The sequence below is a fragment of the Terrisporobacter othiniensis genome, assembly GCF_000808015.1.
GTDB classification, from domain to species: Bacteria; Bacillota; Clostridia; order Peptostreptococcales; family Peptostreptococcaceae; genus Terrisporobacter; species Terrisporobacter muris.
The window spans coordinates 21,755-28,113 of sequence record NZ_JWHR01000143.1 but is presented as its reverse complement, the minus strand read 5'-3'; the positions used below and the strand labels follow the sequence as shown (position 1 = coordinate 28,113).

General features: G+C 29.7%; 8 protein-coding genes. All 8 read left to right on the top strand.

The genetic code is table 11. The annotated features are described in order from the left end of the window. The coding region (locus QX51_RS17220; protein ID WP_039681138.1) for a potassium channel family protein at positions 1–847 on the top strand (847 nt) is incomplete at its 5' end. 80 nt (positions 848–927) lie between these two features. Beyond that, the gene (locus QX51_RS17215) at positions 928–2,109 is read left to right on the top strand and encodes a D-alanyl-D-alanine carboxypeptidase family protein (protein WP_039681135.1); all 1,182 of its coding nucleotides are present in this window, start codon (positions 928–930) and stop codon (positions 2,107–2,109) included. Positions 2,110–2,308: 199 nt separating this feature from the next. After that, positions 2,309–3,031, top strand: a complete 723-nt coding sequence (rpsB, locus tag QX51_RS17210; protein WP_039681134.1) for a 30S ribosomal protein S2 — start codon at positions 2,309–2,311, stop codon at positions 3,029–3,031. Positions 3,032–3,089: 58 nt separating this feature from the next. Further along, positions 3,090–4,001 (top strand): translation elongation factor Ts, encoded by a 912-nt coding sequence (tsf, locus tag QX51_RS17205; protein WP_039681133.1) that lies wholly within the window; start codon positions 3,090–3,092, stop codon positions 3,999–4,001. A gap of 91 nt (positions 4,002–4,092) precedes the next feature. Next, entirely contained in the window at positions 4,093–4,797 is a 705-nt protein-coding gene (pyrH, locus tag QX51_RS17200) for a UMP kinase (RefSeq protein WP_039681132.1), read from the top strand. 29 nt (positions 4,798–4,826) lie between these two features. Next, positions 4,827–5,381 carry a ribosome recycling factor gene (gene frr, locus QX51_RS17195; RefSeq protein WP_039681131.1) on the top strand — a complete coding sequence of 185 codons (555 nt, stop codon included), beginning with the start codon at positions 4,827–4,829 and terminating at the stop codon, positions 5,379–5,381. A gap of 5 nt (positions 5,382–5,386) precedes the next feature. Further along, entirely contained in the window at positions 5,387–5,590 is a 204-nt protein-coding gene (locus QX51_RS17190; protein WP_039681130.1) for a hypothetical protein, read from the top strand. 30 nt (positions 5,591–5,620) lie between these two features. Next, on the top strand, positions 5,621–6,355 hold the full coding sequence (locus QX51_RS17185; protein ID WP_039681129.1) for an undecaprenyl pyrophosphate synthase: 735 nt from the start codon (positions 5,621–5,623) through the stop codon (positions 6,353–6,355). Positions 6,356–6,359 lie beyond the last annotated feature (4 nt).

Genomic DNA, 6,359 nt, shown 5'->3' with positions numbered 1-6,359 from the left:
TAAAGAAAAATTGAAGTTTTTTGAAGCTACATTGAAAGATGAAGTAAACTTTAGTAAGTTTATGTTTAAAAAATCAGTAGATTTTACAAACGCAAACTTTGAATCATACGTTAATTTTAAACAATCAACTTTTTTAGGAAATTGTATATTTAATAAAACTATTTTTAATTCAAAATATGTAAACGAAGAAGTATTTCAAAAATCAGATTTCAATGGTCAAAAGCTTATAGTAGAGAAATGTATAAATTTTCCACGGCTAGATGGAATAGTTTTTTCTCCATATACAAAATTTATCTTAAAAGATACCTATTATAATGAAGAAAACTCTATTTGTGGTAGAAATAATTATAAAATAGCAAGAATTCAGGCAAAAATAACAGAAGATAATGAGAATATTGGTTATTATTATTATAATGAAAGAAATTATGCTAGTAATTTCTTGAAAAGCAAGAAATACAATGGATACAAGGATTATTTAGTTAATGATTTTTTTGATTTTTTATCAAAACATCTTATAGGTTATGGAGAAAGACCTATAAAATTGCTAATAATAAGTTTTTCTATAATAAGTATATTTGCTTTTGTTTATTTGTTTATAGGAATGAAAAGTCTTGAATATGGATTAATAAAAGTAAATTTGTTAAAAAATACATATTCGCTTTATGAACTTATTACTTTTTATGGGGAAGCTTGGTATTTTTCAATGGTAACATTTAGTACCGTTGGATATGGAGATATTATTGCCTTTGGATTTTTAGGCAAAATGCTAGTTTGTATAGAGGTTTTTTTAGGAATAACAATACATGCTACATGGACATCTGTATTGTTTTCAAGATTGATAAAGTAATCCTAGAAAATAATTCAAGATTATTACTCACTTAAAGGGGAAAAATAATTTAGACTAAAGTTACCAAGAAGGTGAGAATTTTGAAAAAAGGAGCACAAGTATTACTGATTTTACTAATCATTATAAGTATTATTACTCCTAGTATTTCTTATGGTGAAAATACAAATGTAGATAAGTTTTCTAAGTCATCCATATTAATTGATCAAGACACTGCTAGAGTTTTATATGCAAAAAATCCTGACGAAAAAAGACCTTTAGCAAGCCTTAGCAAGATGATGACATTTTTAATTGCTATTGAAGCTATCAATAACAAAGAAGTAAGCCCTCAAGATATAATTGTTGTAGATAAAGATATAGCAAAAGTAAGAGGATCTTCTTACAAGTTAAAAGAAGGCGAAAAAATACCTTTAATAGAGCTTATGAAGGGGTTAATGATAGTGTCAGGAAATGATGCAGCAGTAGCAATATCAAAACATATTGGAAAAAGTGAAGAAAACTTTGTGAAGAGAATGAATAAAAGAGCAAAAGAAATAGGAATGAAAAATACATCATTTGTAAACTGTAATGGTCTTCCTATATATAGTTTGGCTGATCCGAAAAAGCCACCAAAAGAAAATATCTCAACCGCTAGAGATATTGCTAAATTAGGTAAGTTTATGATGGACAATTATGAAAAAGAAGTGACAGCTATAACTGATATGCAAACTTATACTTATTCTCAAAGAGGTTTTTGTAAAAATAACACAAATGGACTTCTTTCCATAATACCTGAGGTAGATGGAATAAAAACAGGATACACAGGTAATGCAGGGTATTGTTTAGCCTTTTCTATGAAAATCAATGAAGATACTAAAAATATAGAAAATAGATTGATAGGGGTATCTCTTGGTGCAAATCATAAAAATAAAAGGATACAAGCTTGTCTTGCAATGCTTAAATATGGTAAGGAAAATTTTACCACACAAAAAGTTATGACTAAAGAAGACTTAATTGGTAAAAAATATTTGAAGGGATTAGATGAGTTAGAAATCACCTTAGAATGTGAAGATGATTTAATCATAGTGAAAAAAAATGATGAAAATATAAACACACAACTCACATTTAAGGAGATTAAATTACCTATTAAAAAAGGTGATGTATTAGGTGTAATAAAATACTATAATGATGATGGAGAAATTTTAGGGACGAATAAAATTATAAGTAAAGAAGATTTGTGTGATATTTCATTAAAAACAAGAATAAAAATTTTGTTTGCCGATTAATATCCCAAAATTAGTTAATAATTAAAATGTAAGGTTATATTAAATTATATTGAAATTTATTTTTCCCTATGTTATACTATCAGAGGTGAAAAAATAAAATATAAATATCACACACGGCCATGGGATCCTTAAAAGGTGCCACATGAGGGTTTTTTAGGGAGTTGATCATGCCGGAGGTACAAAACCAAGGAGGTACGAAATGTCAGTAATATCAATGAAACAATTATTAGAAGCTGGTGTTCACTTCGGACATCAAACAAGAAGATGGAATCCTAAAATGTCAAGATTCATCTTTACAGAAAGAAACGGAATCTATATAATAGATTTACAAAAAACAGTTAAAAAAGTTGAAGAAGCTTACAAATTCGTTAAAGAAGTAGCTGAAACTGGAAAACCAATCTTATTCGTAGGAACTAAGAAACAAGCTCAAGAAGCTATAAAAGAAGAAGCTGAAAGATGTGGAATGTTCTTCGTAAACGAAAGATGGTTAGGTGGAATGCTAACTAACCACCAAACAATTCAAACAAGAATTAAAAAATTAAGAGAATTAGAAAAAATGGAAGCTGAAGGTGTATTCAACGTTCTTCCTAAAAAAGAAGTTATAAAATTAAACGCTGAAAAAGAAAAACTTGAAAAATACTTAGGCGGAATAAAAGAGATGCCTGAATTACCAGGAGCTATATTTGTAGTTGACCCAAGAAAAGAAAATATAGCTATACAAGAAGCTCACAGATTAGGTATACCAGTAGTTGGTATAGTTGATACAAACTGTGATCCAGATGAATTAGATTTCCCAATACCAGGAAATGACGACGCTATAAGAGCGGTTAAATTAATAACTGGTGCAATGGCTACTGCTGTAATAGAAGGTAGACAAGGTGCTGAAGAAGAAGTTGTTGAGGAAGAAGCTCAAGAACAATAAAAAAAAATAAATGGTAAGGGGGGTCCCTTACCATTTAGAATATATAGGAGGAACAATAATGGCTAACATAACTGCACAAATGGTTAAAGAATTAAGAGAAACTACAGGAGCTGGAATGCTTGATTGTAAAAAAGCTTTACAAGAAGCTGAAGCTAACATGGAAAAAGCAATAGATATATTAAGAGAAAAAGGTTTGGCAAAAGCTGCTAAGAAAGCTGATAGAGTTGCTGCTGAAGGATTAGTTACTATAGAAGTAAATGCTGATCACACTGCTGCTGCAATAGTAGAAGTAAACTCAGAAACTGACTTCGTTGCTAAAAACGAAGATTTCAAAGTATTCGTTAAGGATGCTGCTGCAATGGCATTAGCTACTGAAAATACTGATATAGAAGCATTATTAGAAGAAAAACATGCTGAAGGAAAAGCATTAAGAGACGTTTTAAATGATAGAATAGCTAAAATAGGTGAAAAATTAGACTTCAGAAGATTTGAAAAATTAACTACTGAAGGTCAAATAGCTGGATACATACACGGAGCTGGAAAAATAGGTGTTTTAGTTGAATTATTAACTGAAGCTAGAGATGAAAGAGTATTAACTATGGGAAGAGATATAGCTATGCAAGTTGCTGCTATGAATCCTAAATATGTTTCAAGAGATGATGTTGATCAAAACTATATAGCTCATGAAACTGAAGTTTTAACTGCTCAAGCATTAAACGAAGGAAAACCTGCTAACATAGTAGAAAAAATGGTTAAAGGTAGATTAGAAAAAGAATTAAAAGAAGTTTGTTTATTAGAACAAGTATTCGTAAAAGATTCTGATTTAACTATAAAGAAATTAGTAGCTAATACTGCTAAAGAAGTTGGTTCAGACATACAAGTTGGTAGAGTTGTAAGATTCGAAGTTGGTGAAGGTATAGAAAAGAAAGAAGAAAACTTTGCTGAAGAAGTTGCTAAGCAACTTAAGTAATAGTTAACCAAAAGAGAACACTTATGTGTTCTCTTTTTTAAAAAATAAATAATAAAAATGATGTATATGAAATGCAGACGGGAGGATTTCTATGGATAAACCTAAGTACAAAAGAGTATTACTAAAACTAAGCGGAGAAGCACTAGCGGGTGATAAAGGTTTTGGAATAAACAATGATGTTGTGAATGAAATAGCAGTTGCTATTAAAAAAGTACAAGAAATTGGTGTTGAAGTTGCTGTTGTAGTAGGTGGAGGAAACTTCTGGAGAGGAAGAACTTCTGAAGGTATGGACAGAACAACAGCTGACTACATAGGAATGCTTGCTACAGTTATGAATGCTATGGCACTACAAGATGCCTTAGAAAACATAGGTGTACAAACTAGAGTACAAACTGCAATAGAAATGAAAGAAATTGCAGAACCATATATAAGAAGAAAAGCTGTAAGACATTTAGAAAAAGAGAGAGTTGTAATATTTGGTTCGGGAACTGGAAATCCATATTTCTCAACTGATACAGCAGCAGCTCTAAGAGCAGCAGAAATGGAATCTGAAATAATATTATTAGCTAAAAAAGTTGATGGAGTATATGATAAAGATCCAGTTTTACATGCTGATGCTAAAAAGTTTGATGAATTATCATATATAGAAGTACTACAAAAAGAATTAAAAGTTATGGACTCAACTGCAACGTCTTTATGTATGGATAATAGTATTCCAATAAAGGTATTTGAGTTAACAACAGAGAATATATTAAAAGCAGTGTACGGAGAAAATATAGGAACAATTGTACATTAATAAACTAATTAAACGAAGGAGGAGTAAAAATGAAAGAAGTACAAAACAAATTACAACAACAAATGGATAAAACAATAGAAGCTTTAAAATTTGAATTTTCAACAATAAGAGCTGGTAGAGCTAATGCACAAATGTTAGACAAAATAAGAGTAGATTATTATGGAACTCCAACTCCTATTAATCAAGTTGGGTCTATATCGGTACCAGAACCAAGAACTTTAATGATAAGTGCTTGGGACAAAAGTGCAATGAAAGAAATAGAAAAAGCTATAAGAAACTCAGATTTAGGTTTAAACCCTACTAATGATGGAGAAGTTATAAGAATAAACGTTCCAGCATTAACTGAAGAAAGAAGAAAAGAGCTTTGCAAACAAGCTAAAAAAGCTTCAGAAGAATTCAAAGTAAGAATAAGAAATGAAAGAAGAGACGCTAACGATAAACTTAAAAAGTTAGAAAAAGAAGGCGAAATAACTGAGGACGAATTAAAAAAAGCACAAGATAACGTGCAAAAAATGACTGATAAATATACTAAAGAGATAGACTCATTATTAGAAACTAAAGAAAAAGATATAATGGCGGTATAATAACTTTGAAAAAGTATTATGAGCTGTTAGGCCTTCCTTTAGATGAAGTTAAAGAATATTTTGATAACAGAAAAATAAAATATACTACAACAATTCTTCAAGGTAAGAAAGATCAGGATAAATTAATTTATCCAAGAGTAATCAAAATTACACAAAAAGAAAATAATGTAGAGTTATTTGTAACTTACTTTTCTGGCTCCTTAAAATAAGGAGTCAGAAATAATATTTGGAGTATGAATATGAAAAACAATTTGTTTTATGATATAGATTTAAATAGAGTTCCTAAGTCTATTGCCATAATAATGGATGGGAACGGAAGATGGGCTAAAAGTAAATTTCTACCAAGAACAGCTGGTCATAAGGCTGGTGTAGAAACTATAAGAACAGTACTTAGAGAATGTAAAAGGTTAAATGTTAAATATGTTACTTTATATGCATTTTCAACAGAAAACTGGAAAAGACCAAAGTTGGAAGTCGATACATTGATGGCTTTATTATCCACTTATTTAAAAAATGAAGTAGCTACACTACATAAGGAAAATGTTAAATTAACAGCCATAGGAGATATAGATAATTTACCTAGCCAATGTGTAATAGAATTAAATAAGGCGATAGAATTAACTAAGAATAATACAGGGTGTAATTTAAACCTAGCATTAAACTATGGTGGAAGGCTAGATATAAAAAATGCATTAGTTGATATTATAAAAGATGTTAAAGATGGTAAAATAAATTTAGATGAAATTGACGAAGATACTATAAGTAATCATTTAAGTACAAAATGTATTCCGAATCCAGATTTAGTAATAAGAACTAGTGGAGAAGAAAGACTTAGCAATTTCTTATTATGGGAAGTTGCTTATTCAGAATTTTACTTCACAGATGTTTATTGGCCAGATTTTGATGAAAAAGAACTTCAAAAAGCTATCTTTACATATCAGAATCGAGATAGAAGATTTGGTGGAATAAAATAAGGAG

Bases quoted from the DNA above. Each gene is read 5' to 3' on its own strand.
- pyrH (WP_039681132.1), top strand. From the start codon at position 4,093: ATGGATAAACCTAAGTACAAAAGAGTATTACTAAAACTAAGCGGAGAA.
- frr (WP_039681131.1), top strand. From the start codon at position 4,827: ATGAAAGAAGTACAAAACAAATTACAACAACAAATGGATAAAACAATA.
- tsf (WP_039681133.1), top strand. From the start codon at position 3,090: ATGGCTAACATAACTGCACAAATGGTTAAAGAATTAAGAGAAACTACA.
- rpsB (WP_039681134.1), top strand. From the start codon at position 2,309: ATGTCAGTAATATCAATGAAACAATTATTAGAAGCTGGTGTTCACTTC.
- QX51_RS17185 (WP_039681129.1), top strand. From the start codon at position 5,621: ATGAAAAACAATTTGTTTTATGATATAGATTTAAATAGAGTTCCTAAG.